Below are 26280 nucleotides of genomic sequence, written 5' to 3'. Positions count from 1 at the left end.
ATGGCATCTGTTGGTAAAATCCTTCGCCGCACATTCCTGATCGGTTCAGCAGCTATCGTCGGCGGCGTTGCTTTTGGTGCGTATTACGTTACCCGTCCGGCAGCGAACCCGCTGAAACCGGCAAAAGGTGAAACCGCACTCAGCCCGTTTATTCTAATTGACCAGCAGGGCGTGACCTTGTTCGCCCCACGCGCCGAGATGGGACAGGGCGTGATGACCACCTGGGCTGCCCTGATCGCAGAAGAACTGGACGTCGAGATGGACGATATCCGCGTTCTGCATGGTCCTGCTGCGGCAGCCTACTATAACTCTGCTCTGGTTGGCGAAGGTCTGCCGAACAAGGGATATGACATCTCCGACTTCCAGCACAATCTGGGTGAAGCCCTTGGTGTCCTCGGCAAAACCCTCAGCTTGCAAGTCACCGGCGGCTCGACCTCGATGAAAGACGGATTTGAGCGTATGCGCGAGGCGGGAGCAACCGCGCGGGAAACATTGAAACAAGCGGCGGCGGACCGGTTGGGCGTTGACCGCGCGCAGTTGAAAACCGAAGCGGGCGTGGTGATCGCACCGGATGGCACACGCATCCCCTATACGGAACTGGCCGAAGCCGCAGGCCGGATCGACCCGCCTCATGCGGAACTGCGCGATCCGTCGGACTGGCGTCTGCTGGGGCAGAATCTGCCGCGTGTGGATATCGTAGGTAAATCCACCGGCACCGCCGAGTTCGGCATAGACGTGCGCCCCGAAGGTCTGAAATTCGCTTCGGTTCGGATGAACCCCAAGCTGGGCGGCGCGATGAACGGCTTTGACGCCAGCGCGGCCCAGTCCATGCCCGGCGTTGAAAAAGTCGTGGATCTGGGCAATGGAGTGGCGGTTGTCGCCACCAACACATGGCTGGCTATTCAGGCGGTCGAGGCGATTGACGTTGATTGGGCCGACGCCCCCTACCCGCCCGAGACCGAAGACCTGTTCACCACCATCGCCCAGGCGTTTGACGACGCGCCAAACTCAACCATGCGGGACGATGGCGATGCGGACGTGTTGCCCGACGGCGCGACCGAGATCACCGCCGAATACCGCGTGCCCTATCTGGCGCATTCCACGATGGAGCCGATGAACGCCACCGCGCTGTTCACCGTCACCAAGCTGGACCTATGGTGCGGTAATCAGGCCCCGACCCTGTTGCAGATCCGCGCCGCAAACACCGCCAATCTGGACAAGGATGCCGTCGAAATTCACACCACCTATCTGGGCGGCGGCTTTGGGCGGCGCGGAGAGTTGGACTTTGCAGAGATTGCCACCAAGGTCGCGATGGCCATGCCCAACGTTCCGGTCCAGACCACCTGGAGCCGCGAAGAAGATATGCGCCACGATTTCTATCGCCCCGGCGCGCTGGCGCGGATGCGGGGTGCGGTCAAGGATGGTACAGCGGTCCTGATCGACGGCAAGGTTGCGGCCCAATCCTGCACCCAGCAAGCTGTCGAGCGGTATACCGGTATGCCGGGCGGCGGCCCTGACAAGGTGCTGGTTGAGGGGCTGTTCAATCAACCCTATACGGTTCCGAATTATCGCATCAGCGGTCACATTGCCGATCTGGACGTGCCCGTGGGATTCTGGCGGTCAGTAGGCAACAGCCATAACGGATTCTTCCACGAGACGTTCATGGATGAGATGGCCCATGCCGCTGGCCGCGACCCGTTGGAGTTCCGTCTGGAACTGGCCAAGGGCGAATTCGCCCCGGCTGCGGGTGTTTTGCAGGCCGTCAAGGACATGTCCGGCTGGACCGGTGAAACCCCCGATGGCGTCGGGCGCGGCGTTGCGATGACCTACAGCTTTGGTACGCCAGTCGCACAAGTGATCGAAGTTGTTGACGAAGATGGCACTATCCGCATCGCTAAGGCGTGGATTGCCTGTGACGTTGGCCTCGCGCTTGACCCTGGCACAGTCAAGGCACAGATGGTCGGCGGCATGATCTATGGACTGTCGGCGGCGGTAACGGGCGAGATTACTTTCTCGGACGGTGAAGTCGAACAGTACAACTTCCCCGACTATGACGCCCTGCGGATGCACAACGCTCCGCTCACCGAAATTCAGGTTCTTGAAACCAACCCGCGTCTGGGTGGTGTTGGTGAACCTGGAACACCTCCGTCCATGCCAGCTTTGGGAAATGCGCTTTTCGACCTGACAGGCGAGCGCGCGCGGACGCTACCCCTGATCAATCAGTTCAATCTCCTGGTTTGATCGCGTTGCGCCGGTCTGGTTCTTCCCTCCCGGACCGGCGCACGAATTACGCGCTCTGCTGGATGAGCCTCGCGCCGGACCCTTCAGACCAAGCATGAACGGCTGCTCCGAACGCTTTGAACAACGGTCGCGACACGGGATCGTTTTCAGCATCCCATTCCGGGTGCCATTGAACCGACAGGGTGAAGCCCGGCGCATCCTTTACATAGATCGCCTCTGGCGTCCCATCCGGCGCATGGCCTTCGATCACAATCCTATGTCCCACGGTTTTGATACCCTGCCCATGCAACGTGTTTGTCATCACCTCACAAGCGCCCATGAGCCGATGGAACACACCACCTTCGGACAGGGTCACGATATGGCGCAGCGCGAATTTCTCTTCCAGCGTTCCATCGGGCGGCATACGGTGGTTCATCCGACCCGGCAGCTCACGGATTTCCGGATACAACGTCCCGCCCATTGCGACGTTGACCTCTTGGAACCCTCTGCAGATACCAAAGAACGGCTGCCCTCGCTCGACGCAGGCCCGCACCAGCGGCAGGGTGATCGCGTCACGCGCACGGTCAAATTCACCATGCGCTTCGGTCTCGGGCTCACCGTATTCTTCCGGGTGAACGTTGGGCCGACCACCCGTCAGTAGAAAGCCGTCGCACACCTCAAGCAATTCCTCGACCGAGACATAACGCGGATCAGCCGGGATCAGCAGCGGCAGACAGCCCGATACGTTCGCCACGGCTTCAGAATTCATCGTCCCGCCCGCATGGGTCGGGTATTCATCGTTCATAAGGTAAGAGTTGCCGATGATACCGACGACGGGCCGAGACATTCCGCTTTCCTAATCTGTTGCGCGTTTCACGAAAGCTATCCGCAGGGTCAAAAGCGTGCAATAGCACACCCCCTGTGTATCAGCGCAAGTACATGTTCACCCCTGCACATTAGGGCACCTGTGACGGCACTTGCCCATTTTGGCGTCGTTCCGCGAATTCCGCAGATCAAAGAGCATCTGCTGCTCGCGGAATATTTCAACCAATTAGACTTCGCCGACCAGACCAGCAGCCTCAATCCCAGCCATCGCCGCAACCGCATCATTGTCCGAGGTATCGCCGGTCACGCCGACAGCCCCAATCACAGCGCCCTTCTTATCGCGCAGCAACACGCCGCCCGGAACCGGGACGACCTGCCCGCCATACACTCCGTTCACGGCGGCCATGAAATAAGCCTGCGCCTCGGCCCGCGCCATCTGCGCCGTGCCCGCCATGCCCAGCATGACCGAGCCATAGGCCTTGCCCTGCGCAATCGCAAAGCGGCCTGGCGCGGCACCATCTTCGCGTTCAAACGCAATCACATGCCCGCCGGCATCCAGAACTACAACCGAAAGCGGTTTTAATTCCAACTCACGGCCCTTTTCAAAAGCCTTGCGCACAATGGCGCGCGCCTTACGCAATGTAACAACCATCCCTGATCCCTTTCATCTGGCTAAAAATATCCTCGGGGGAGCGCGAGGGGGCAGACAGCCCCCTCGTTCCCATCCTATCCACTCAACCCAAGCTGGCTTTCAGCTCCAAACGGCGGGCGTGCAGAACCGGCTCAGTGTAACCCGACGGTTGCACGCGTCCCTTAAAGACAAGATCACAAGCCGCCTGGAACGCCACGCCATCAAAGCCGGGCGCCATCGGGCGGTAGCTTGGGTCGCCCTCATTCTGACGATCCACCACGGCGGCCATCTTCTGCATCGCGGCCATCACCTGCTCCTCGCTGACCACATCATGATGCAGCCAGTTGGCCAGCGCCTGCGATGAAATCCGGCAAGTCGCGCGGTCTTCCATCAGGCCGATATCGTTGATGTCCGGCACTTTCGAACAGCCCACACCCTGATCGACCCAGCGCACCACATAACCAAGAATGCCCTGTGCGTTGTTCTCGACCTCACGCGTAATTTCATCATCGCTTAGGTTACGCCCGCCCAACAGCGGAACCGTCAGCAGATCATCCAGCGTGCCGCGCGCTCCTCCGGCGGCAAGCTCATCCTGACGGGCCAGAACGTCGACCTTATGGTAATGCGTGGCGTGCAGGGTTGCGGCGGTCGGTGACGGCACCCAAGCGCAGGTTGCGCCGGATTTCGGGTGGCCGATCTTCTGATCCAACATGTCCCCCATCCGGTCGGGCATCGCCCACATGCCTTTGCCGATCTGCGCCTTGCCCTTCAGACCACAGGCCAGACCGATATCGACATTGCGATCCTCATAAGACACGATCCACGGCGTTGCCTTCATATCGCCCTTGGGCAGCATCGGCCCCGCCTCGATCGAGGTGTGAATCTCATCCCCCGTGCGGTCCAGAAAACCGGTATTAATAAAGGCCACGCGCGACTTCGCAGCGCGGATACATTCCCGCAGGTTGGCCGAGGTGCGGCGCTCTTCATCCATGATGCCCAATTTCACGGTGTTGCGCGGCAGACCAAGGATGTCTTCAACCATATCGAAAATCTCAACCGCAAAGGCCACTTCGGCGGGGCCGTGCATCTTTGGCTTGACCACATAGACCGACCCCTTGACCGAGTTTCCGCCCTCACGCTGCAGGTCATGCATCGCAATCAGCGTGGTGCAGAGCGCGTCCATCAGGCCCTCGCCAATCTCATTGCCATCACCGTCCAGAACGGCCGGATTGGTCATCAGGTGGCCCACATTGCGGATCAGCATCAGCGAGCGGCCTTTCAACACGGCCTGTTCGCCGCCTGCGGTGGTATAGGTCAGGTCATCAGCCAGCTTCCGAGTGAAGGTGGTGCCGCCCTTGGTTACCTCTTCGGCCAGATCACCCTTCATCAGACCCAGCCAGTTGCCATAGGCCACGACCTTGTCCTCGGCATCCACACAGGCGACCGAGTCCTCGCAGTCCATAATTGTGGACAGCGCCGATTCCAGATGAACGTCAGCAATTCCAGCCGGATCAGCCGCGCCAATATTACTAGAGGCATCGACGACGATTTTCACATGCAGCCCGTTATTCTTCAGCAGTACGAAATCGGGCTTCTCAGCCTCACCGCCAAAGCCAACAAATGCCGAAGCGTCGGCCAGCGCGGGTACCAGCGCACCGCCTTCGACGCGCAGATCGGACACATCGGCCCACGACCCTGCGGTCAGCGGCACAGCATCATCCAAAAAGCTTTTGGCCCAGGCAATCACACGGGCGCCGCGCGCTTCGTCATACCCTCCAGCGGCGGGCAGATCACCCATCGCGTCGGTTCCATACAGCGCATCGTACAGGCTGCCCCAACGTGCATTGGCGGCGTTCAGCGCAAAGCGGGCATTGGTGATTGGCACAACCAGTTGCGGGCCGGGAACGGTGGCAATCTCAGGGTCGACATTGGCGGTTTTGATTTGAAATTCTTCGCCTTCTTCGACCAGATAACCGATCTCACGCAAGAAGGCTTGATAGGCGTCGGCGTCATGATCCTGACCTTTGCGGTCCACGTGCCATGCGTCGATCCGGCCCTGAAGCTCTTCTCGTTTGGCAAGAAAGGCACGGTTTTTCGGTCCCAACTCGGCTACCATCCGCGACAGACCATCCCAGAACGTATCGGCGGATACACCGGTTCTTGGCAGGGCCTTGCCCTCGATGAATTCGGCCAGAACCGTATCGACCTGAAGTCCGCTGCGTGCCTGTCTGCTGCTCATTTGGTGTCTCTCCGCCATTGTGCGCCATTGTATGCAGCCTGCATTTAGGACGATTGTTTCCGATAGGCAACTTTCGACGTCACATTTAAACCCTTCGGCGTTGCACGAAGCTGCTTCAAATACGAGAAGGCAATGAAGCCGCTGTTGCAGCCCATCGCCTCAGACCATAACGTCGCGCCAGTTATCAAATGATGCGAGGTCCCGATGCGCGACGCTGCCCCCCAAACGATCTACCTGAAAGACTACACGCCGTTCGGCTACATCTTGGATAGCGTGCATCTGACCTTTGATCTGGCCGCACACGCCACCCGCGTCACCTCGCGCATTGCGTTCCGCCCCAACCCTGAGGCGACGGACCGCACATTCTTTTTGCACGGCGAAGACCTGACCCTGATCCGCGCGTCCATTGACGGCATCGATGTCACGCCCGAGGTGACCGACAAGGGTCTGACCGCCCCTGCCCCCGATGCACCCTTTGTTTGGGAGGCTGAGGTTGAGATCGACCCCGGCAACAACACCGCGCTTGAGGGGCTGTATATGTCGAACGGCATGTACTGCACCCAGTGCGAGGCCGAAGGGTTCCGCAAGATCACCTACTACCCCGACCGTCCCGATGTGATGTCCACCTTTACCGTGCGCATCAACGGCGATCTTCCGGTGTTGCTGTCCAACGGCAACCCAAGCGGCAAAGGCGAAGGCTGGGCCGAATGGACCGACCCATGGCCTAAACCCGCCTATTTGTTCGCGCTCGTCGCGGGCGATCTGACCGCGCATCCCGGCCGATTCACCACCATGTCGGGCCGGGACGTCGAACTGAACCTCTGGGTGCGTCCCGGCGACGAAGGTAAATGCGCTTTTGGTATGGAAGCGCTGAAAAAATCTATGAAATGGGATGAAGACGTCTATGGCCGCGAATACGATCTGGACGTGTTCAACATCGTGGCCGTCGACGATTTCAACATGGGCGCGATGGAGAACAAGGGGCTGAACATCTTCAACTCTTCCGCCGTTCTGGCCAGCCCCGAGACCTCAACTGACATGAATTTCGAACGGATCGAGGCGATCATTGCCCATGAGTATTTCCACAATTGGACCGGCAACCGCATCACCTGCCGCGACTGGTTTCAGCTGTGTTTGAAAGAGGGGCTGACCGTGTTCCGCGATGCGCAGTTCACGTCCGACATGCGCTCGGCCCCGGTGAAACGTATCCACGATGCCATCGACCTGCGCGCGCGGCAATTCCCCGAGGATAACGGGCCTTTGTCCCATCCGGTTCGGCCCGAAAGCTTTCAGGAAATCAACAACTTCTACACCGCCACCGTCTACGAGAAAGGCGCCGAAGTCATCGGGATGCTAAAACGGCTGGTCGGGGATAAGGCGTACACGAAGGCGCTGGACATGTATTTTGATCGTCACGACGGTCAGGCCTGCACCATCGAAGACTGGATCAAAGTGTTCGAGGATACGACGGGCCGTGATCTGTCACAGTTCAAACGCTGGTACAGCCAATCCGGCACCCCCCGCGTGACCGTGGCCGAGGATTGGGCAGACGGCACCTATACTTTGACCCTTTCGCAACGCACCGAACCGACCCCGGGGCAGGATGAGAAACTGCCGCAGGTGATCCCGGTGGCCTTGGGCCTGCTGAGCCCCAACGGGGATGAGGTCCGCGCGACCGAGGTGCTGGAACTGACAGAGGCCAGCCAGAGCTTTACCTTCACAGGGCTGGCCGCCAAACCGACGGCTTCGATCCTGCGGGATTTCTCGGCCCCGGTCATTCTTGAACAAGATCAGAGCAACACCGAACGCGCCTTCCTGCTGGCCCATGACACGGACCCGTTCAACCGCTGGCAGGCCGGGCGTTCGTTGGCCGAAGACACTCTGTTGGCGATGATCCAAGCCGGCGCGTCGCCTGATGCCGACTATCTTGACGGGCTGCTGGCCGTGCTGCGTGATCGTGATCTTGACCCGGCCTATCGTGCACTGATGCTGGGCCTACCGACACAATCGGAACTGGCGGCAGCTCTGCACGAACGCGGTTTAACACCTGATCCAATGGCGATCTGGACCGCAGTAGAAACCCTGCGGCAGGTCACGGCGCAACACGTGCAGGACTTGCTACCGCGCCTGCACAGCGAAACCATGATTGATGCGCCCTTTAGTCCTGACGCCGATCAATCAGGCAAGCGTGCGCTGGGTGGGGCGGCACTGGCGCTGACCACGCGATTGGATGGCGGAGCCAAGGCCGCTGTCAGCTATGAGACCGCTGACAACATGACCCTGCAACTTTCCGCCCTATCCTGCCTACTGCGCGCTGGCAAAGGCGAGGCTGAATTGACCGCCTTCTACGATCAGTGGAAGCACGATCGGCTTGTGGTGGACAAATGGTTCGGCCTACAGGTCGCGATGGCCGCACCTGAATCCGCTGCGGATTCAGCACGCAAACTGACTGAGCATCCAGATTTCAACTGGAAAAACCCAAACCGATTCCGCGCGGTCATGGGGTCTTTGGCGATGAATCACGCTGGCTTCCACCGCGAAGACGGCGCTGGGTATGCGTTGCTGGCCGACTGGTTGATCAAGCTGGATCCGGTCAACCCGCAAACCACCGCAAGGATGTGCTCGGCCTTTCAGACTTGGAAACGCTATGACGCGGGCCGTCAGGACCTGATCCGCACGCACCTGAGGCGCATTGCCGATACAGCGGACTTGTCGCGTGATACGACCGAAATGGTCTCGCGTATTCTGGGCGCATGACACCGTTCACTTATACACGTCATAACCGAACACCCCGAACGGTCGTGATTCTGATCCTTGTGTATGCGGCGTTGATTTCGCTGGTGATCCTGTTTGACGCCGTCTGGTGGCTGATTGGGTTGCTGGCGCTTCCATCGCTGCCGGCCCTTTGGGACGTTGTACGGGATACCAGCGCGGGCCTGTCGCTTGATCAGAACAAGCTGAATTGGTTCACCGGCAATCGAACAGCCGAGGTGAAATTGTCGGAAATTGACTATGTCCGCTTTGACACCCGCTGGGATTTTTCCGTGCGCGTTTCGTTGATTACGATCTCGGGAAAACGAATTCGGCTGCCGGATGAGTCGATCCCCCCACATACAGAGTTTGAGTCCATCTTTGAGCGGGCCGGGATCCGAGTGGAGCGGCATCACTTCAGTGTATTCTGACGGCAATGCCGGGAAAAAAGTCTCACTGTTCACCAAAACGACACAAATACCCCCCCAAATCTTGAATTTGATGCAAATTCCAGAGAAGCTTGGTTCCTAAGTTACCAGTTTTTACAGTTCCGAGTTTCACCATGTTCCGGTTGTTCCGCACCTCTTCATCCAACGCACAGGCTTCTTCTCTGCCGATGCCGTCCGACTTGGCGCTTTCGCCTGAGGTCGCTGCGGCAATGCCTGATCAGGGGCAGTTGAATATCCCTGTAGCAGAGCTTCAGGCCGAGGATCTGGTGGGTCGCAAGACGATCGAAGCCGGGCGTCATCTGGCGCGTCAGGGCCGCTGGTCCGAGCTGTCGCGGCAAATGCGGGCCGCGGACGAGGCTCGGGAGTCTGCGCCTGACGGTATGCCGATTGCAGACCTTCTGGCGTTTGGTGCCCGCGCCGACGTTGTTCTGGCGGTTGAGCACGCGCTTTCTGATTGGAAAGCGCTGTCTGATTATGACGTGCTGTGTGGCATTTCCGAACTGGAAGACGAAATGCGAGAGCACGAAGGCGATCCGATGATCGCACTGGTTGTTGCACTTGCACATATTGATCTGGCCTGGGCATGGCGCGGGACCTCCGTGGACGCGAAATTGCCGCCCTTGCACCAATCGCGCTGCGCTGCACATTTCGACCGGGCGGCAGCAATCCTTCCGAAATGCCGCGAGGCCGCACCCGAAAGCCCGCTTGTTGCTGCGGCCGACTGCGCTCTGCTGGCCGGGCAACGTAAGTCGAACATCCGGGTGGCCGACAAATACGAGCGTCTGATTACTCTGGACCCGCACAATCAGCGTCACATGCGTGCTATGGGCACCCACCTGCTGCCGCGTTGGTTCGGCAGCTATGAAGAGCTTGAGGTTCAGGCCCTTCGCAACGCCGCACGGACACACGAAATCTGGGGTGCTGGCGGGTATACCTGGGCGCAGTTCGACGCGATTGCCCTTGACCCAGAGGCATGTGCCCGGCTGGACGTGGAATATTTCCTGGAAGGGCTGCGTGACATCCTGCGTCAACGCCCCGATCAGGAAACCGTCAACATGTTGGCCGCTTATTGCGCCATCACCATTCAGAACGGGCTTGGCCTGAACGAAAAAGCCGATGAAGTACGCGCGCAAATTCATGAGGCTGCGAACTGGCTGATCCGTGACCACATGACCGAGCTGCATCCGCTGATCTGGGCGCATGCTGCGAATGGGTTCAACAACTCGGTCCGCATCAACTCGCCCGAGAGGTTTGCGGCGCGTGGTCACCGCGATGCCCTGCGTGCGATTGGCGATTTGTTCCGTGAAGAATTGCGCAGCGGCATGGACGTCACCTTTACGCCTTCGGGTCTGCACCTGTCAGGTCACTGATTCCCCCTTGCTCCTTCGGCGCAGCGCGCCTAATACGCAGGCTTAGACTTCTGCGGAAATAGAGGCGCTCCATGCTCGACCTGACATACGAAATGCCCAAAATCAAAACCATTGCCGGGGCCAAGCACGATTGGGAACTGGTCATCGGGATGGAGGTGCACGCTCAGGTCTCATCCAACGCCAAGCTGTTTTCTGGTGCATCGACCCAATTCGGGGCCGAGCCGAATTCGAACGTGGCCTTTGTGGACGCCGCGATGCCGGGGATGCTGCCGGTCATCAACGAATATTGCGTTGAACAGGCGGTGCGCACCGGGCTGGGCCTTAAGGCGGATATCAACCTGAAATCGGCCTTTGACCGCAAGAACTACTTCTACCCCGACCTGCCGCAGGGCTATCAGATCTCCCAGCTTTACCACCCCATCGTGGGCGAAGGTGAAGTGCTGGTGGAAATGGGCGACGGCACCGCGCGCATGGTTCGGATCGAGCGCATCCATATGGAACAGGACGCGGGTAAATCCATCCACGACATGGACCCGCATATGTCCTTTGTCGACCTGAACCGGACCGGCGTCTGCCTGATGGAGATTGTCAGCCGCCCCGATATCCGTGGCCCCGAAGAAGCCGCCGCCTATATCGCCAAGCTGCGCCAGATCATGCGGTATCTGGGCACCTGTGATGGCAACATGCAGAACGGCAACCTGCGGGCGGACGTCAACGTGTCGATCTGTTTGCCAGGTGCGTATGAGAAATATCAGGAAACACAGGATTTCTCGCATCTGGGCACACGGTGCGAAATCAAAAACATGAACTCGATGCGCTTTATTCAACAGGCCATTGAGGTTGAAGCCCGCCGTCAGATCGCCATTGTCGAAGGTGGTGGTGAGGTCGAGCAGGAAACCCGCCTGTACGACCCGGACAAGGGCGAGACACGCTCGATGCGATCCAAAGAAGAAGCGCATGATTACCGCTATTTCCCCGACCCCGACCTGCTGCCGCTTGAGATCGAGCAGGCGTGGGTGGACGACATCGCCGCCAAACTGCCCGAGCTGCCCGACGCCAAGAAAGCGCGCTTTATCGAGGCGTTTGGCCTGACGGATTACGACGCCTCGGTCCTGACTGCCGAGGTGGAAAGCGCCTCCTATTTCGAAGAAGTCGCCAAGGGCCGCAATGGCAAACTGGCCGCGAACTGGGTGATCAACGAACTGTTCGGCCGGTTGAAAAAAGAAGACCACGATATCACCGATAGCCCCGTGTCTCCGGCACAGTTGGGCGGGATCATCGACCTTATTTCCTCGGATGCCATCTCAGGCAAGATCGCCAAGGACCTGTTCGAGATCGTCTATACCGAAGGCGGCGACCCCGCGCAGATCGTGGAAGAGCGCGGCATGAAGCAGGTCACCGATACCGGCGCGATTGAGGCTGCGTTGGACCAGATCATCGCCGCCAACCCCGCTCAGGTTGAAAAGGCCAAGGTGAACCCGAAACTAGCGGGCTGGTTCGTCGGTCAGGTGATGAAAGCCACCGGCGGCAAGGCCAACCCCAAAGCTGTGAACGAGCTGGTGAGCAAGAAACTAGGCGACTAAGTCATCGAAAATTAGTGCAAGGGCGGCAAGGGGCATCCCCTCTGCCGCCTTTCTTTTGCGCTGTGGCGTGGCAACACACGCTGCGGACTGCGCGAAGATGACTTTCCCAATAGCCTCAACATGCTAGATTGCCGGGAACGAACAGGTAGGAAGAACCGATGCCGCGCTACGAATACAAAGTTGTCGCCGCCCCGCAAAAAGGCGGCAAAGCGAAAGGGGCCAAGACCGCCGAAGACCGGTTTGCCGTCTCGATTGAACAGGTGCTGAACCAGATGGGTCAGGACGGCTGGGAATACCAGCGCGCGGAATTACTGCCCAGCGAAGAGCGTTCGGGCCTGACCAGTTCTACCGTGAACTGGCGCAATGTTTTGGTCTTTCGGCGCGAAATTGAAGTGAACTTTGTCTCAACCCGTGGCCCAAGCGAAACGCCCGAGGGTGTACCGTTGGCGCAGCCCTTACCCGGACCCGAGGCCGTTGTTGCCCCAGCCCCAATTGCCGAAGAGGTGAAAGAACCCCCACTGTCGCTGAAAGGGGCAGAAGCACCCGAGCAACAAGAGAAACCCTAGCCAAGTTCGAACTTATCCGCAGCACGCCTGCCCCGCCTGAATCGGCGGGCATGGCACTGTCGCGTAAGAGCAGTAGACACAGCAATCACCTTCCAGCGGCTTCAGGATTTCACGACACGATTTGCATTCGTAAAACCACTGGCACGCGTCTGTTGGCATAGTTTCCGTTTCGGCATGTCCGCAAGCGGGACAAGTCAAAGTCGACTCGAGAATTATGGTTGTCTCTGTGTCTTCCATCTCCCCCTCCTCAATAAACGAGTTGGCGCATTTACTCCCCAATATCCAGCGCCAGCGCGTGAATACGTGGCACGATATCGCCGAGCGCTTTATGCACAGCCCTGTGACGCGCGACTCGGGATTGCCCCTTGAAAGCGGCCGCGCGGATACGGACGTTGAAATGGCTCTCACCGCCCTCTTGATACCCCGAATGCCCACGATGGCTTTCGCTGTCGTCAACTACCTCAAGCTCATGCGGATCAAAGGCAGCTTGCAGGCAGGTTCGGATTTCGTCGGTCACAGTCATTTTTACGCCTAGCGGTAAAAATTTTACCGCCCCCCTCTTCTACTTTCGGCTGCTTAGACTAAACTGCTGCCTCCGAGTCGAGAAGATGCGTTCTTAAGGATCACAGCATGACGAAATCAGACCCTTTCGGATTCGATATGTCCGTCTCCAACGCCAAGAAAAAGAACCCGCGCGGGCGTCGGGGGATGTCGGGCGCGTCTGAGACATCGGTGCGAATCTGCGACCATGAAGGCTGTGAAGAGGCGGGCAAATTCCGCGCGCCCAAAGCGCCGGACGTGCTGGACGATTTCTTCTGGTTCTGCCAGCAGCACGTGCGCGAATATAACCAGAAATGGAACTTCTTCGACGGCACGACCGAGGCTGAACTGAACGCGCAGCGATCCAAGGATAAAGTGTGGGAGCGCGAGACTAAGCCCATGGGGGACCCCGAAGCCCGTGCATGGGCGCGTTTGGGCATAGAAGACCCGCATCAGGTTCTGGGCGCAAACGCCACCAAGAACCCTGGCCGTACTTCCGGCGGCGGTGGCCGCCGTCTACCCCCCACTGAACGCCGCGCAATTGAGATTCTCGAAGCCAACGACAGTTGGACTAAAGCCGAGGTGCGTAAGGCTTACAAAAAACTGATCAAAGTACTGCACCCGGATATGAACGGCGGCGACCGGTCCCAGGAAGAACAACTGCAAGAAGTCGTCTGGGCCTGGGATCAGATCAAGGACAGCCGGAATTTTAAGTAATTCGGCACATCGCTAAAACAAACCTTGCAATGCGTTGGCTTCGGCCCGCTTGAGGCAACGCAGCCGCGTTTTTAGCATTGATCTGGTACCTTCCAGTTCGGGAAATAACGCAAGCAATTCGGCGACGTCCTCGCGCTGAAAGGACTTTAGCGCGCGATCCCCCAGATACAGGCTTTCGCTGTGCAAACCGTGGGAAGTCAGTATAGCGTGTTCCTCGCAGGCGATGTGATAGTACGTCACCGGCTTATCTGCTTGCACTTGATGAACCGTATCTCCGTTGACCAGATGAATAGCGGCGCAAAATACGCTCTCTTCACCAAACAGCAATTCGGCCCGCCACCCCTCGAGAACGATCCGGTGCTGGGGTGACACATATAGATCCCGGTTGGGCAATCCCGCACCCAACGCGTCCCGTTGGATCCGCACTGGCCGGTACTTTGTCTGTATACGCAAGGTCTGCGCAGTAAGGGTTCGCTGACCGATCCAGACAATGGGTAGAGATTGTCCCCCTGCCCCGCGAACCCATTCCCCAATTTTCAGGTCTTCTACCGGGCGTGGACCCCGATCTGTCTCGATTAATGTTCCCGCCACAAAGCATGGCGGGTCCGTTGGGTCGAGATCGCCCTCATCAATCTTCCAATTTCCGGTTTGCATTGGGCCAGTCGGATCATCGGTATCCCAGGCATAGATATTGCCGCCAACTCGGATAAATTCACCGGATTCCCCTGTGCCCCGATAGTTCCCTTGACCAAGATAGGTATAGGGCTGAAAGGTCGTTCCCCCATCAAACGAAATTGTCTGGCCATCAATGATCGCGGTTTGGGTCGAGTTGCGAACGATATAGTCTCCACCACCGGTGGTCCCGACATTATGAAGGAGTACGTCAAATGGCATGGACCGCGCCCCTGCCCCTACAAGGTATCAAAACAGTCCGACAACCGCCCGACATGACGCAGCGCTCAAAAGAGGCTTTGATCTTGGAACCCATGACCAACACTCTGCACTCATACAAAAAACACCATGTATTATCACCTTAATTGTCAATTAACGCAAATCAAAGGCGCGCAGGCGACTATTCGGGTGATTGCCGCAGAGCCATCCGACAATTGCCAAAACGTCCCGACAGACGACCGATGACCGGCTCAGAATGAATGGTTGGGAAACATGTCAAACTCGCCCTGGGCTGGTGAAGCGACACAGCCCCAAAGGCCCTCAGCTACATTTCTCAGTGACGAAAAATACACGACTTTCAGGCCAGCACCGAAGAAACACCCGCCTGCGCCACTGCTCAGGCGGCTTTCCCTTGCCCTTGCTCTCAATATGTTGCACCACACACAGTGTCGAAGGCCCCTCGTGAGGCTGCGGTATCAGGATAAGGACGACAGGCATGGATTGGCCGATTGACGCAAACGCAAAACCATCAGAAGAGATTTCGGTTCGCGAAGTCTTCGGCATCGACACCGACATGCAGGTCAAACGCTTCTACGAAGTGACCGAGCGGGTGCCCGAGATTGATCCGACCTATAAGTTCGACCCTGATACCACGCTGGCGATTTTGGCAGGATTTACCCACAACCGCCGGGTGATGATCCAAGGCTATCACGGCACGGGTAAGTCGACGCATATTGAACAGGTTGCCGCGCGTCTGAACTGGCCCGCCGTGCGCGTTAATCTCGACAGCCACATCAGCCGGATCGACCTGATCGGCAAAGACGCGATCAAACTGCGCGACGGCGTTCAAATCACCGAATTCAGCGAAGGTATTCTGCCTTGGGCCCTGCGCAATCCGGTTGCGATCGTGTTCGACGAATACGACGCCGGGCGCGCGGACGTGATGTTCGTGCTGCAGCGCGTGCTGGAAGCCAACGGCAGCCTGACCCTGCTGGATCAGAACGAAATCCTGACGCCGCACCGGTATTTCCGCATGTTCGCAACCGCCAACACCGTTGGCCTGGGCGACACGACGGGCCTGTACCACGGCACCCAGCAGATCAACCAGGCGCAAATGGACCGCTGGTCTCTGGTCGCAACGCTGAACTACCTCAGCCATGACGCCGAAACGATGATCGTTCTGTCCAAGGCCCCTCATTATAACACGGCGGAAGGACGCAAGATCGTTAGCCAGATGGTCACTGTTGCAGACCTGACACGAACCGCCTTCATGAATGGCGATCTGTCCACAGTCATGAGCCCCCGAACGGTCATCAACTGGGCGCAGAACGCCGAAATTTTCCGCAATGTCGGCTACGCGTTCCGCCTGTCTTTCCTGAACAAATGTGATGAACTTGAACGTCAGACGGTTGCCGAGTTCTACCAGCGCTGCTTTGACGAAGAACTGCCTGAAAGCGCGGCAAACGCCTCATTGGGATAAGTCGTAAATGCTGTTCGGATCTGACCCGCGTCCGTCCACCGGACTCGGTGTCTTTGAGGGCATTATCGACCGGATCATGGTCCTGAGCCTTCCCGAGGCTCAGGAACGTCGCGATCGTATCCCTTCTCATCTGGCAGAGTACGGGATCACTGCATTTGAATGGCATGACGCTTTTACGCCGGATCATCCAGCCGTTCAGTCGCTCTATGAAGAACAACGCATAGCGACGTTCCCGCCGTGTTTTCGGTGCGGGATGAACGATTGCGATTGCCCTAACAACGTGCTGATTCCTCAGCAGGTCGCAAACTTTGCCAGTCACTTGGACATATGGCGGCTTACCAGTCAGCAGGACGGTCGGGTCCTCGTGATGGAAGATGATATTGTGCTCCACCCTTGGACGTCGCGTGTATTGCGAAAGCTCTGGCACGGGATCGAGCGTGGAAACATCGACTTCACCCCAAGATCAACAATGATGTTGCGACTTGGGTGGGCATTGTCCAAGGATCATGGTCGTTTCAAGCGGTTCCGCACAAATCACAAGGTCAGAACGTCGAACCCGTGCTATGCGCTCACTTCGGGGTTTGCCGCAAAGCTCATTGATCGCTTCGACCGTGTGGACACAACGTCGGATGTGTTTTTGCATGGCGAGGTTGCGACGCCCGAGGATTCTCTCACGATTTTCCCGCCTGTTGCTTCGGGTTTGTCCTGGTCCGAAGGCGCAACGGATTCCTACATTCACCCCAAGAAAAACCGCTTGGAATACCTGAAGAAACACAATCGTGGCACTGAACTTGCCGAGTTTGAGCGTTGGTTGAAGCACCATGTTCAGCATGTATATCAACGACCAATTTTATGCGTAGGTCATCCTCGAACCGGAACTGGTTTCGTGGCCGAACTGTGTACCAAGTCCGGCTTGGATGTCGGTCACGAAGCTGACGGTAAGGACGGCATTAGTTCGTGGATGTTTGCGGTGGACGCGGCGGAAAACCCTTGGGCCGCTGACCCGGTCGCCCAAACGCGCAAAGCCCTAAAGTGGCAATTCATGATCCAGACGGTTCGGGATCCGGCCACAGCCATTCCCTCGATTATTCGCGAAAACGCACATGCCCCTGCATCATACGAGTTTCGCCGGACCCACATTCTTGCGGAAACAGCGATTGATCTGAACGGTTTTGAGACTGATATCGAACGGGCTATCGCGTCGCTTTGCTTGTGGGCGTCCATCATTCGTGGGCAGAACCCGGACTTTGTATTCCGAATTGAAACCGACTCTGAGGCCCTGATCGACTTTCTTCAGGACAAAGGTTTCAAGGTTCACAAGGACAATCTGGATATCGGCCCTGTAAACGCCGAGAAGCTGTATAAGGGCAAGCATCACGAAAAACCTCAGATCGACGCAGAACAGTGGGAAGTGATCGGACCACAAGCCCGGGCGCTTCTGAATGAATACTGTGAGGAATACGGCTACAACTCCCCCGTGGGAGCAACCTAGTCAAATTTTCCGCCTTATCGGGCCCCGATTTAGCGACCACATTGGTTAAAACCGTATATCAATGTTGTGTTTTGATCACGTAGCGCGATGTATTTTGTATAATTAAAGTATATACAATCAATATCCATGCTACATTCACCACATGTCATGTTTCAGATTTATTTTAATCGTGGCCACGATTGTCGTTACGTTTTCCTCGCCGATTGCGGCTCTCCCTTCCAAGCCCACTGACCGGGCAGAGTTGTTTGCCGTATGTTCAGGACGGCTCGAAGCATTGGCTGCGCGGCAAAAGGCCCGCTTGGGTAGCAAAGCGAATTCGGCAGAGATCCTTCGCGTTCAATTTGACCAGATGCTCGAAGCGGTGTTGCCTTGGGCGCTGTCCGAAGGCGTTGAGGAGCATCAGCCCAAACGCTGGCGTGTGCGTGGCTGGGTTGAGGTCGCGTATCTATTGGCCGATATGGACTACAGCTTTGATGCCCGGATCGCCGCTGGGGCTGAACTCCAATTGGAGCACCGGATATCCGAGTGCCGCGCCGTCCTGTTGTAACCCTGTTTGCATGAAAACAGGGCTGGCCCTATGGTCAAGACCCCGGAATGGTTCTAGGTTGCCGGGACAGAACACAACCGGACCTGCCGCCGATGAGCAAACCAATCGATAACCCCGCTGATCCGTTCAAGAAAGCTTTGGCCGAAGCCACGAAAGTGATGGCCGATGATCCCGAGCTGAACGTCTCATACACGGTCGATCCGTCGGGCATGTCGGGTGAATCTATGCGCCTGCCGCAAGTCAGTCGCCGCATGACTCGCGAAGAGGTTCTGCTGGCGCGCGGGACCGCCGATGCACTGGCGCTGCAACGCAAGTACCACGACGATGCAACGCACGCACGCTATGCCCCTCCGGGAGATATGGCGCGCGATCTGTACGAAGCGATGGAGACCGCCCGGTGCGAGGCGATGGGCGCACGGGACATGCCCGGCACCGCGTCCAATATCGACGTCAAAATTGAACACGAAGCTATCCGCCGTGGGTATGACCAGTGCAAACAACCTGCTGATGCGCCTTTGGCCGTTGCGGCAGGTTATCTGATCCGACATCTGGCGACTGGTCGTGACCTGCCCCAGGCAGCAGATAACATCATGAACCTTTGGCGCGGATTCATCGAAGAACAAGCTGGGGGAACGCTTGAAAGCCTCGATGATATTCTCTCGGATCAGGCAGAGTTTGCAAAGTTTGCCCGTCAGATGATCAAGGATCTGGGATACGGCGACCAATTGGGGGATGACCCTGACGAGCTGGACGAAGAACAGGAAGATCAGGCCGAGGACGACGCAGAAGAACAGCCCGATCCTGATAGCACCGGCCAGGACGATCAGGATGAACAAGAAGCCGATGCCACCCCTGAGCAATCTCAGGAAGAGCAGCAGGACCAATCTCAGGCCCAGGTCTCGATGGACGAAATGGCCGACGACGAGATGGGCGAAGAGGCAGAGATGCCCGAAGGCGAAGCCCCGCTAGAGCCGCCCGCCCCGCCTCCGGCCTCTGAGGCGGACCCTGATTACAAAGTCTACCTGAATACTTTTGACGAAGAGATCGAGGCCGAGGATTTGGCCGAACCCGCCGAGTTGGAACGGCTGCGCGCCTATCTCGATCAACAGCTTGAACCGCTGAAGGGCGCGGTCAGCCGTCTGGCAAACAAGCTGCAACGCCGCCTGCAGGCGCAGCAGAACCGATCGTGGGAATTCGACCGTGAGGAAGGCATTTTGGATGCTGGACGTCTGGCACGTGTCATCGCGAACCCGACAACTCCGCTCAGTTTCAAAATCGAGAAGGATACCGAGTTCCGCGACACCGTCGTGACGCTTTTGTTGGATAATTCCGGGTCGATGCGCGGGCGTCCGATCTCGATCGCAGCGATATGCGCTGATGTTCTGGCGCGGACGCTGGAACGCTGCAATGTTAAGGTCGAAATTCTGGGCTTCACCACCCGCGCCTGGAAGGGTGGTCAGGCACGCGAGGCGTGGCTGAACGATGGTCGCCCCCAGCAACCCGGGCGGCTGAACGACCTTCGCCATATTACTTACAAGGGCGCGGATGCTCCGTGGCGTCGCGCACGCCCCAACCTTGGCCTGATGATGAAAGAAGGTCTGCTGAAGGAAAACATCGACGGCGAGGCGCTGGAATGGGCGCATCGTCGGATGATGGCCCGGCGTGAACAGCGCAAGATCTTGATGGTGATTTCCGATGGTGCGCCAGTCGATGACTCAACTCTCAGCGTTAACCCTGCAAATTATCTGGAAAAACACCTGCGCGACGTGATCGCAATGGTTGAGAAGCGCAAGATGGTCGAACTGCTTGCTATCGGGATCGGCCATGACGTGACGCGTTATTACGACCGCGCGGTTACAATTACGGACGTCGAACAACTGGCCGGAGCAATGACCGAGCAATTGGCAGCACTGTTTGACAGCGACCCAAGGGCGCGCGCCAGGGTCATGGGGATGAGGAAAGTAGGCTAACGCGCCTAATCCTAAAACTAAACGAAGTGCACTCCGATCTGAATGAGGTGAGACATGTTTCAATCCTTTGCCGTGACCGCACGTCCGGAACAAGGCCCACCGCGCTTGGCTGCGCTGCGGACGGAGCTAGCGCAAGCGGGGTTGGATGGTTTCCTGATCCCGCGCGCGGACGCGCATCAGGGAGAATATGTCGCCCCACGGGACGAGCGTCTGGCGTGGTTGACCGGATTTACCGGATCAGCCGGATTTTGTGTTGCCTTGTCAGACATCGCAGGCGTGTTTGTTGACGGACGCTACCGTACTCAGGTCAAGGCACAGGTCGCGTCCGACTTCACCCCGGTGCCTTGGCCCGAAGTCGGCCTGAGTGCGTGGTTGAAGGAACAACTGCCGAACGGGGGAAAAGTTGGCTTTGACCCTTGGTTGCACGCCGCCGGGCAGATCTCAGCCGCCCAGAAAGAGCTGTCCGGCAGTGGTATCGAACTGATGCGCAGCGATAACCTCGTCGACCGTGTTTGGAACGACCAACCGGAGTCGCCATTAAATCCCGTCAAGGCTCACCCTCTGGAATTCGCTGGAGAAACCGCAGAAAGCAAAATCACACGCTTGGCCAAGGGCCTGCGCGATGCAGGATGTTCGGCCGCTGTGATTACCCTGCCGGACTCGATCATGTGGCTGTTGAACATTCGCGGCTCAGATATCGGCTACAATCCTGTGGCACACGGATTCGCGATTCTACATGCCGATGGGCTGGTGGATCTGTTCATGGCCAAGGAAAAACTGGTCATTCCTCTGGGTGACAGGGTGAATATCCACGAACCGAACGCGTTCTTGGACAGCCTCGCTGCGCTTGATGGCAAGGTACAGGTCGATCTGGGCACGCTGCCACAAGCCGTAGCGGATATCTTGTCAGATCGGATGATTGACGGCGGCGACCCGTGCGCCCTGCCCAAGGCCTGCAAGAACCTGGCCGAAATCGCTGGCAGCGCCGAGGCGCACTTGCGCGACGCCGTTGCGGTTGTCGAAACCCTGTGCTGGCTGGATGCACAGACCCCCGGCACAGTGACCGAGACCCAAGTCGTTACCCGGCTGGAAGAAAACCGGCGCAGGGACAACGCCCTGCAGGACATCTCGTTCGACACGATCGCCGGAACCGGCCCCAACGGTGCGATCATGCACTATCGCGTGACCGAAGAAACCGACAGCTTGCTAAAAGACGGGCACATACTGGTTCTGGACAGCGGCGGCCAGTATTTGGATGGTACGACAGATATCACCCGGACCATCGCAGTCGGAGAGGTCGGCGAAGAGGAAAAAACCTGCTTCACCCGCGTGTTGAAGGGCATGATTAACATGTCCATGTTGCGCTGGCCCGTTGGTTTGGCAGGACGCGACGTTGAATGTATCGCGCGCGCACCGCTCTGGGCGGCAGGGCAGGATTTCAATCACGGGGTCGGCCACGGGGTCGGCGCTTATCTAAGCGTTCACGAAGGCCCCCAGCGTCTGTCGCGTGTCAGCTCTGTCCCGCTGCAACCCGGTATGATCCTGTCAAACGAACCTGGCTACTACCGCGAGGGCGCTTTCGGAATCCGGATCGAAAATCTGGTGGCTGTGCAAGAGGCGCCCGCCCCGCCCGGTGGTGATGCCGAACGCGCGATGCTGAACTGGCGTACTCTGACTTTTGTCCCGATTGACCAACGGTTGATTGTGGTCGAGATGCTTACCACTGACGAACGCGATTGGCTGAACGCCTATCACCGCGACGTTGCGGAAAAAATCAGGCCTAGGCTGGGCGCAGAGGCGCAGCTGTGGTTGGATGCCGCAACCGGGCCGGTCTGACACCGGACCGTTACAAACACCGGGCAGAGGAGAAGCCCAGAACAAAGGGATGGAATACGTATGACCAAGATCACAATCCGTAAAGCACCGGGGAAATGGAGCGTCCGGTCCGGAGGCGCTGTCCTTGGTGAAAGCACAAATGCGCTGGAGCTTTTAGAAGGCGATCTTGACCCTGTAATCTACTTCCCTCGCTCAGACATTGCCATGGCGTTTCTGGATCGCACCGAAAAACGCACGCATTGCCCGCACAAGGGCGATGCCACGCATTTTTCGATTGTGAACAAATCCTCTGTCACTGAAAACGCAGCATGGAGCTACGAAGACCCAATCCCATCAGCCGTCGAAATCAAGGGCTACGTTGCCTTTTATAAGATCGAGTCGGTCAAGGTCGAACAAATCTAGATCGCCTCTTTCACCGCCTCGACAGTTGCCATGTCATGACGGACACGTCCGAACGCCTGCGCCATTGAGGTCAACGTATGCGGCGGGCAGCCAATCTCAGGCAGGCAGGATGCGTCGATCACACGGACCTTCCCGTCGAAAGCAGATCGCACGACCCGATCCACGGGCTCATGACGCTGCCCAAGGGTCAGCCTGTGATAGTGAAACCCTTGACCGGGGTCAGTGATGCCCAATGCGCTGCGCACGCCATGAGAGGCGAGCCAGTCGAGAAGATGCTGCAAGTATTCGTCCATATCCGGTTTCGGCGTCTGTATCGCCTCTATCCGGTCCTGGCCCGGTAAATGGTGGAACTGAACCAGCGTTTTCGGTGTCCAAATCCGCACTGGCTGGACAAAATCAATAATGCGTCCAATGCGTCGACCACGGAAGTGAGGCCCCAGACCAAACCTGGTCGTCAGCATACTCAGCGGGGCTTGGGACACCGTATAGACCGAGGCAAACAGCTTACAAAGTCCGTCTTGTTTCCACTTGAGCGTCAGTGCGTTGAAATTCCCCCGGTTCGTATAGCTGCGCGGCGACCCAAGTATACGGGCGAGCCTGAGGCAATTGATCGTGTAAGGTGCATGATCACGAAATCTGATTTCGGTCGCTGCCCTTAGGCTACGTGCCAGCAAAGTTGCCGTGCCAAGAACACCGGCAGCCAGAAACACGCGACGAGCCTTAATCCGGGTACCGTCGTCAAGCTCTAACCGAACAAGTTCCTGTTCGGTTTCGATACGCTGTACCCGACCGTTGCGGATTTCGACATCCGGCATTTCACGCAGGCGCTTTTCCACCGCATTTGCCATAGCGCGCAATCCAGACCCGGGCTCGTCCTTGGTTCCCGTCAGAAGGCGCGGTGCGCTTTTTTCAAATCCGTTTTCCAGTTTCTGCCGACGAACGCCGCCAACCACTTCAAAATCGGATTGTACTGCGTCGCACGCTTCGCGGTAAGCCCGCCAGTTTTCAAGGAATCGTCCCTGTCCCCAAGGGTCATCCCTGTCATAGACCTGAAGCTGTTTTCCCCAATAATTGGCCAAACCACCAATTTCTGCGGCAACAAACATTGGAGGGGCATCTCCGGACACTGCCGTTCGTTCGGCCAAATAGGCGGGCTCGCGCCGTTCATAAGCAACCGAAACTATTTTGGCCGGCCCCCCCTCAAAGGGTTGGGACGTCGCACCCGTAACAACAACCAACGATCCGGAATAACCCTTCATCGCGGTCAGGGCGGCATAACCAGCAGGGCCAGCGCCGATCAATGCGGCATCAAAAACGCGCATGCAAAGACCCTTTTCTACACGAAACCGGATTTAGAATTCGCTTTCCGCCCCGGCAATTCATCGGAACACGGGCGTGAACCAAAGGGTACTCTGCGCATCTGAAAGGTTCAGAGCGGAGTATTCGGAACTTCCACAAGCAATAGATGGCCCAAGTTCTGCCAAGCGGCCCCAAAAGCGCCGGACACCATGCACGCGCAGAGGCAGTAGTGTAATTTGATGTACACAAAGCGAGACGCAGTAAAAACATAATAAGTTGCCCCCAAATCTCATGAGCCTTGGTGCAAGTTCGTATATTTGTCGTCTAGTTGTTTGAAATTACGTGTATTCGTAGTGCCAGATACCCGGTTAAGAAGAACGAATACCAATTGAACTCAATAAATAAGCCGGGCCAACTTTGCCGATAATAGCTGAAATTTGCTGTTTGAATCAAGAAAACAAGCCATTCCAATGGGCGTCGAACAAGTTCCACTGCTGGCTCGGTGCGTTCTTAAGCACGCAAGAAAGCCCAAAGCCCAACTTTGCGGCGATTGCTGTTTCCAAGCAAAAATCCGTGCTGCTTCAGACGCGCCCGAGGCCTTCTTTCACACAAAAATCAGAGGTTATTCAGCCTGCTCGCGCAGAGAAATCAGGATATCCACCAAGGCGTTAATTACTTCTGGGTCGTCCAGCGCCGGGTCAGGCATCGAGGTGTCCTGGGCCACAGATTGCGGATTGTCCAGAAATGCTACCAACTGCTCGCGCGTCCACTCTCCTCCGACCGACGAAAGCGACTGCGAATAGTCAAAATCTGTGAGACCCGCGATCTTTCTGCCGTAGACCTCGCCCAATGACGGGGCGCTTGCGCTAGGAAGTACGCCAAAACCGTGACATTCGGCGCAACCGTCCAACGCGGTTTCGACCGCGCCGACGGTTCTGTTCGACAATCCAAGATCGCCAATTTTGGCAACAGCGAACTGGTAGCTTGGATCAAACTCTCCAACCGTCAGATGCAGCACCTTTTTCTGGTCGGTCCAAAGTGCGATCGTGTCTCCATGCTGATGGACATAGCGGATGCGAAAGCCGAGCGGAATGCGCTCGGCGAACAGGATGCCTTCGCCGTTCGTGCGAATGCGGAACAGGCTGTTTCCGGCCAAGGACCCCGCCAGCATGTCACCATCCCACGCTGGATGGAAGTCATCCACCGGCGCTAATGAACTTACGGCGACCGAGGGCAACCACGAATAGGCTGGAAGCTGGAATTCCGGGTGGCGTCCGTAATCAAGCGTATCCGGCAAAGGCAACTTATTGTACCGCGTACCCAGCGAAACCTGCGGCCACCCGTAATCTGAGCCCTCACGAATAAGGTTCAGTTCATCCCCTCCGCGACGGCCATGCTCGACCGTCCACAAGCGGCCATCGGCATCAAACGCGATCCCCTGCATGTTCGAGTGACCCTGACTGAGAACGCGGTGCTCACCTGTTGCCGTATCGACGGCAAGTACCTTGCCGTACATCTGGTCAGGATCCTGCGACAGCGCCACCGGCGAATAGGTTCCGTCCATCGCATAGTCGCCAGCGGCCAGATACAATGTCCCATCATCGTCGACACGGAACCGACCGCCTGCCATATGGCCCTGAATCGCGCGCCCGTCCGGGTTGGGCGCAAGACAGGGATCCGTTGCGTATAGAATGGTCCAGTCATCCGAACTGATTGAAACCGCATCGGCAGAGGTGCCGTTCAGCGGAGCAGTGGACAAGGTCGTGCGATAGCAATTGTCGGCTTCTACCCACTCGGTGAATGAGACAATCAGCTTACCGTCGACGACGTCTACGTCGTTATAGCGAAAGTAAAAATGCGCAAAGTTATAATCCGGGTTGGCCTCTTCGAAATCAAGCATGGTCTCCCACCCGTTGGGCGGCGGCGCAATATCAAGCGTCACGGCTTCGTCGCCGCTGACTTCGAAAAACCCGCCTTCATGGGTCATGACGATCAAGTCTTTTCCCAAACTGGTCAACGCACCACCGCTGCCCGCACGGTCCACGGGGACGTCCAGTTCTTTCATGTTGAGGGCGGTGAAAATGGTTTCGACTTGCGCAACGCGATCCCCAGACCAGATCGGAGCGGAATGAGTTATCCCAACATGACTTGTGCGCAGTTGGTGGACTTCCCACATCATCAGGCCCAGCGAACCTGCCAACGTCACCGTGATAACGGGGCTACTCAACAGTCGTTTCACGATGCTCATTGCCTGACCTCAACCAAGTTTTTTTGTTATCCGCCATTACTGCGGGTGCTGCTCGGGCTCATAGAAACCGGAAACTTCAACAGTATCAACCCGGCTTGCCAATTCCCGCGAACGATTGCGGTCAATAGACTTCAACCACGCCCCAAATCGAACAAACTTCACGCGTTCCTCACGCGCCTGTTCAATGCAAGTGAACCGATTTGCGGGCAAAATGGCACAACACA

Annotated in this window: 21 protein-coding genes; 13 read left to right on the top strand and 8 right to left on the bottom strand. The window is 57.6% G+C overall.

What is annotated here, in order from left to right; genetic code table 11:
• Nucleotides 1–2241, top strand: coding sequence for a xanthine dehydrogenase family protein molybdopterin-binding subunit (locus GOX73_RS01295; RefSeq protein ID WP_171122566.1), 2241 nt, complete (start codon nt 1–3; stop codon nt 2239–2241).
• Nucleotides 2242–2287: 46 nt separating this feature from the next.
• Here the strand turns inward: GOX73_RS01295 and GOX73_RS01290 are convergent, their stop codons facing one another.
• The 3 genes from GOX73_RS01290 to GOX73_RS01280 all read right to left on the bottom strand — a co-directional run bounded on the left by GOX73_RS01290 (nt 2288) and on the right by GOX73_RS01280 (nt 5915).
• Nucleotides 2288–3067, bottom strand: a complete 780-nt coding sequence (locus GOX73_RS01290) for a gamma-glutamyl-gamma-aminobutyrate hydrolase family protein (protein ID WP_171120725.1) — start codon at nt 3065–3067, stop codon at nt 2288–2290.
• Between the two features lie 204 nt (nt 3068–3271).
• The gene (locus tag GOX73_RS01285; RefSeq protein WP_171122564.1) at nt 3272–3697 is read right to left on the bottom strand and encodes a heme-binding protein; all 426 of its coding nucleotides are present in this window, start codon (nt 3695–3697) and stop codon (nt 3272–3274) included.
• Between the two features lie 82 nt (nt 3698–3779).
• Entirely contained in the window at nt 3780–5915 is a 2136-nt protein-coding gene (locus tag GOX73_RS01280) for a malate synthase G (protein ID WP_171122563.1), read from the bottom strand.
• Nucleotides 5916–6119: 204 nt separating this feature from the next.
• Between GOX73_RS01280 and pepN the strand changes: the two genes are divergently transcribed.
• The 5 genes from pepN (at nt 6120) to GOX73_RS01255 (ending at nt 12634) form a co-directional block, all read left to right on the top strand.
• Entirely contained in the window at nt 6120–8672 is a 2553-nt protein-coding gene (pepN, locus tag GOX73_RS01275) for an aminopeptidase N (protein ID WP_171122561.1), read from the top strand.
• Nucleotides 8669–9097 (top strand): hypothetical protein, encoded by a 429-nt coding sequence (locus tag GOX73_RS01270; protein ID WP_171122559.1) that lies wholly within the window; start codon nt 8669–8671, stop codon nt 9095–9097. The genes pepN and GOX73_RS01270 overlap by 4 nt, the downstream gene beginning before the upstream one ends.
• A 131-nt stretch (nt 9098–9228) precedes the next feature.
• Entirely contained in the window at nt 9229–10485 is a 1257-nt protein-coding gene (locus GOX73_RS01265) for a hypothetical protein (RefSeq protein ID WP_171120715.1), read from the top strand.
• A gap of 71 nt (nt 10486–10556) precedes the next feature.
• Entirely contained in the window at nt 10557–12068 is a 1512-nt protein-coding gene (gene gatB, locus GOX73_RS01260) for an Asp-tRNA(Asn)/Glu-tRNA(Gln) amidotransferase subunit GatB (RefSeq protein WP_171122557.1), read from the top strand.
• 158 nt (nt 12069–12226) lie between these two features.
• Nucleotides 12227–12634, top strand: coding sequence for a DUF4177 domain-containing protein (locus GOX73_RS01255; RefSeq protein ID WP_171122555.1), 408 nt, complete (start codon nt 12227–12229; stop codon nt 12632–12634).
• Between the two features lie 12 nt (nt 12635–12646).
• On the opposite strand, the gene GOX73_RS20685 is transcribed toward GOX73_RS01255, so the two are convergent.
• Together GOX73_RS20685 and GOX73_RS01250 are read right to left on the bottom strand one after the other, a co-directional pair.
• Nucleotides 12647–12871, bottom strand: a complete 225-nt coding sequence (locus tag GOX73_RS20685) for a GDCCVxC domain-containing (seleno)protein (protein WP_254428668.1) — start codon at nt 12869–12871, stop codon at nt 12647–12649.
• A 31-nt stretch (nt 12872–12902) separates the two neighbouring features.
• A complete protein-coding gene (locus GOX73_RS01250; protein WP_171120708.1) occupies nt 12903–13157 on the bottom strand; it encodes a BolA family transcriptional regulator in 255 nt (84 codons plus the stop codon).
• Nucleotides 13158–13264: 107 nt separating this feature from the next.
• Here GOX73_RS01250 and GOX73_RS01245 point away from each other — a divergent pair, with 107 nt between their 5' ends.
• Nucleotides 13265–13891, top strand: a complete 627-nt coding sequence (locus tag GOX73_RS01245) for a J domain-containing protein (protein ID WP_171122553.1) — start codon at nt 13265–13267, stop codon at nt 13889–13891.
• A gap of 12 nt (nt 13892–13903) precedes the next feature.
• Here the strand turns inward: GOX73_RS01245 and GOX73_RS01240 are convergent, their stop codons facing one another.
• Nucleotides 13904–14785: a Hint domain-containing protein gene (locus tag GOX73_RS01240; protein ID WP_171122551.1), complete on the bottom strand. Its 882-nt coding sequence runs from the start codon at nt 14783–14785 to the stop codon at nt 13904–13906.
• Nucleotides 14786–15278: 493 nt separating this feature from the next.
• Between GOX73_RS01240 and cobS the strand changes: the two genes are divergently transcribed.
• The 6 genes from cobS to GOX73_RS01210 all read left to right on the top strand — a co-directional run bounded on the left by cobS (nt 15279) and on the right by GOX73_RS01210 (nt 22509).
• Nucleotides 15279–16262, top strand: a complete 984-nt coding sequence (gene cobS / locus GOX73_RS01235) for a cobaltochelatase subunit CobS (protein WP_171122549.1) — start codon at nt 15279–15281, stop codon at nt 16260–16262.
• 7 nt (nt 16263–16269) lie between these two features.
• Entirely contained in the window at nt 16270–17754 is a 1485-nt protein-coding gene (locus tag GOX73_RS01230) for a glycosyltransferase family 25 protein (RefSeq protein WP_171122547.1), read from the top strand.
• A 169-nt stretch (nt 17755–17923) separates the two neighbouring features.
• Nucleotides 17924–18301: a hypothetical protein gene (locus GOX73_RS01225; RefSeq protein ID WP_171122545.1), complete on the top strand. Its 378-nt coding sequence runs from the start codon at nt 17924–17926 to the stop codon at nt 18299–18301.
• Between the two features lie 92 nt (nt 18302–18393).
• Nucleotides 18394–20271 (top strand): cobaltochelatase subunit CobT, encoded by a 1878-nt coding sequence (gene cobT / locus GOX73_RS01220; RefSeq protein ID WP_171122543.1) that lies wholly within the window; start codon nt 18394–18396, stop codon nt 20269–20271.
• 54 nt (nt 20272–20325) lie between these two features.
• Entirely contained in the window at nt 20326–22107 is a 1782-nt protein-coding gene (locus tag GOX73_RS01215; RefSeq protein WP_171122541.1) for an aminopeptidase P family protein, read from the top strand.
• A 60-nt stretch (nt 22108–22167) separates the two neighbouring features.
• The gene (locus GOX73_RS01210; RefSeq protein WP_171122539.1) at nt 22168–22509 is read left to right on the top strand and encodes a DUF427 domain-containing protein; all 342 of its coding nucleotides are present in this window, start codon (nt 22168–22170) and stop codon (nt 22507–22509) included.
• Here GOX73_RS01210 and GOX73_RS01205 read toward each other — a convergent pair.
• A complete protein-coding gene (locus GOX73_RS01205) occupies nt 22506–23831 on the bottom strand; it encodes a hypothetical protein (protein ID WP_171122537.1) in 1326 nt (441 codons plus the stop codon). The two genes, GOX73_RS01210 and GOX73_RS01205, sit on opposite strands and share 4 nt — an antisense overlap.
• A gap of 599 nt (nt 23832–24430) precedes the next feature.
• A complete protein-coding gene (locus GOX73_RS01200; RefSeq protein ID WP_171122535.1) occupies nt 24431–26056 on the bottom strand; it encodes a PQQ-dependent sugar dehydrogenase in 1626 nt (541 codons plus the stop codon).
• Nucleotides 26057–26280: the final 224 nt, after the last annotated feature.

Source organism: Ruegeria sp. HKCCD7221, assembly GCF_013031225.1.
Taxonomy (GTDB): domain Bacteria; phylum Pseudomonadota; class Alphaproteobacteria; order Rhodobacterales; family Rhodobacteraceae; genus Ruegeria.
The sequence above is the reverse complement of the archived record's forward strand: the minus strand, read 5'-3'. Positions and strand labels throughout refer to the sequence as shown.